Origin of the sequence: Microcystis sp. M_OC_Ca_00000000_C217Col (assembly GCF_007095585.1) — a bacterium.
In the GTDB taxonomy this organism is placed as follows: domain Bacteria; phylum Cyanobacteriota; class Cyanobacteriia; order Cyanobacteriales; family Microcystaceae; genus Microcystis; species Microcystis panniformis.
The window spans coordinates 1-2,734 of the sequence record NZ_SFBV01000281.1 but is presented as its reverse complement, the minus strand read 5'-3'; the positions used below and the strand labels follow the sequence as shown (position 1 = coordinate 2,734).

Genomic DNA, 2,734 nt, shown 5'->3' with positions numbered 1-2,734 from the left:
GTCCCCATTTACCGCCAAGATTACCAATTTCTTGACTGACTCTGGTAATTTGGCGATCGGTTTTTAAAGATTGTTCTTTGAGAATCCGCTCGGTTTCTTGAAAGCGTCGCTCGGTTTCTTGAAAGCGTCGCTCGGTTTCTTGAAAGCATCTTTCTGTCTCTTTTTGAGCTTCTACTAATTCGGCTAATAATCGCCAAACATCATCGGCGGTGGTGGTCATATTTTCTCCTCTGAATTAACTTGACAATAACCTGATTATATCTTGTTTGAAGGATAGACTCTGATAGCAGATAATGAAATAGTAGCGATTTTTTTTAATATGGCGGATCGCAATTGTCAGTCGAAATGGCTATCGATCATAGGAATTGGTGAAGATGGCTTAGAAGGGTTAAGTTCAGTGGGACGAAGTCTGCTTTCTTTAGCATCAGTTATTGTCGGTGGTGAACGTCATCTGGCAATGTTACCCCCAGAGGATCAACGGCAAAAACTGCTCTGGACTTCTCCCATTCAAGACTCTGTTAACGAGATTATCCGCCTTCGTGGTCAATCTGTCTGTGTTTTGGCCAGTGGTGATCCCATGTGCTACGGAATTGGTGTCACCCTCACCCGTCAGATTCCCCTGGAGGAAATGACGATTATTCCCTCTCCTTCTGCCTTTAGTCTTGCCTGTAGTCGTTTGGGTTGGTCCCTGAGTGAAGTGGAAACTTTGAGTTTGTGCGGTCGGCCCCCGGCTTGGTTGAATGGGGTGCTTTATCCCGGCGCTAAACTGCTGGTACTGAGCGCTGATGCCCAGACTCCTGCGATCGCTGTTCGGCTGCTCAGGAAGGGAGGTTTTGGCGAAAGTTCCATCACGGTTTTAGAACATCTAGGGGGAACCCGAGAACGCCACATTCAAGGCATCGCCAACGATTGGGAGTTTACAGATCTGGCAGATTTAAATGTCATCGCCATTAGCTGCATCTCCTCCCATCCCCCCACCCTGGCGCCGCGCCTTCCAGGACTGCCGGATTCTGCTTACCATCATGACGGACAGTTGACAAAAAGAGAAGTTCGTGCTATTACGCTGAGTAGATTGGCTCCCCTACCCGGACAATTGCTCTGGGATGTGGGGGCGGGTTGTGGTTCCATTGCCATTGAGTGGCTGCGGAGCGATCGCCGTTGCCAGGGGATTGCGATCGAACATCATCCCACCAGATTACAATACATTGCCGATAATGCCGCCGCCCTGGGAACGCCCCACCTGCAAATCGTCGCCGGAATCGCACCGAGCGCCCTGGAAGATTTACCGCAGCCGGACGCTATTTTTATCGGTGGCGGTATCACCACACCCCACCTATTGGAAACCTGTTGGTTAGCCCTGCGCCCCGGGGGTCGTCTTGTTGCCAACACTGTTACAATTGAAAGCGAATTAGTCCTCTTGCAATGGCATAGTAAATTAGGAGGGGAACTGCTGCGAATTGGCATTGAAAAAGCCGAACCAGTCGGCAAGTTTTTAGGTTGGAAAGCCATGGCCCCCGTAACCCAGTGGACTGTTCTGAAACCGAGATTGTAAATCCTTGATTTTCTCCTTGATTTCTCTTGCAAAAGTTGTAGATAGAACTTTTTGGCTATTCTTTTCCTGTCTAATTAGTTAGGTGTTAAAAATTGTCAGATCTCCCTGATCAAGAAGGATCAAAGCCCCCCTTATCAAGGGGGGTTGGGGGGATCAAAGCCCCTTAATAAGGAGGGATCAAAGCCCCCCTTATCAAGGGGGATTGGGGGGATCAAACTTCCAATTACTCCACAAACTCCCTCAAAATTACTCAAAACTTCTTGATTAGTAAAGCGGATTACTGTTAATCCATAACCTGATAAAATTTGGGTTCTTTCTAAGTCATAGTTCTGAGCATCTTCACTATTATGAATATCACCATCAATTTCAATCACTAATTTTAATTCGGGGCAATAAAAGTCAACAATAAATTGATCAATCGGTCTTTGACGATGAACTCTATATTGAAAATTTTTTAAGTATTCATACCAAAGTTTTCTTTCAGCTTTGGTCATGTTTTTACGGAGTTCTTTGGCTCGTTCTACGAGTTTGGGATTGTAGGGTAGATGATGATGATTGGTTAATTGCATAAGCTTACTTTCTGGTTAGTCATGTTACCGTACTTAGCCCCCCTTATCAAGGGGGGTTGGGGGGATCAAACTTAACGTGATTGCAGTTTTATTTATTAAAAAAAGAAAGATTATTTTTCAACTAATAAGTTTAGCATATATAGCGTTTTCTGTTCGCACGAGGTACATTATTAATGTTGAAAAGCTTAATCAGCAAAGGTTTAACTGTGCCACCCAGGGGTGAGAACCGCTATAATATCCCTTATCAAGGAGTCGTAGGCGGGGGGATGAAACTTAAAGCGATTGCGTTTTTTTATTAAAAAATCAGGTGTTATTGTTGATAAGTTTTGCTGTTAGCAGGGGAATTTTGGGGGGCAGTTTTGAGGTTTGATCCCCCCAACCCCCCTTGATAAGGGGGGCTTTTTACTGGTTTAAGATGATTGGTTAATTGCATAGGTTTGATCCCCCCAACCCCCCTTGATAAGGGGGGCTTTTTACTGGTTTAAGATGATTGGTGGCTCTTCTGGTTTTCGTGTGTTAATTTTTGTTATGAATTAAAGCAAGCAAACAGCTTAAGTCGAAGATGTTCAAAATTGGTAAATCCATAACTCATTCTTTTAATAAGCTTTATTTT

General features: G+C 44.6%; 2 protein-coding genes and 1 pseudogene. 1 reads left to right on the top strand and 2 read right to left on the bottom strand.

What is annotated here, in order from left to right; translation table 11 throughout:
- A pseudogene (locus tag EWV66_RS18030) lies at positions 1 to 220 on the bottom strand (DUF3782 domain-containing protein); the annotation flags it as partial.
- A 99-nt stretch (positions 221 to 319) separates the two neighbouring features.
- On the opposite strand from EWV66_RS18030, the gene cbiE reads away from it, so the two are divergent.
- Positions 320 to 1,552, top strand: coding sequence for a precorrin-6y C5,15-methyltransferase (decarboxylating) subunit CbiE (gene cbiE / locus EWV66_RS18025; protein WP_072926959.1), 1,233 nt, complete (start codon positions 320 to 322; stop codon positions 1,550 to 1,552).
- A gap of 134 nt (positions 1,553 to 1,686) precedes the next feature.
- On the opposite strand, the gene EWV66_RS18020 is transcribed toward cbiE, so the two are convergent.
- Positions 1,687 to 2,121 (bottom strand): endonuclease domain-containing protein, encoded by a 435-nt coding sequence (locus EWV66_RS18020; protein ID WP_287107700.1) that lies wholly within the window; start codon positions 2,119 to 2,121, stop codon positions 1,687 to 1,689.
- Between the last annotated feature and the right edge of the window lie 613 nt (positions 2,122 to 2,734).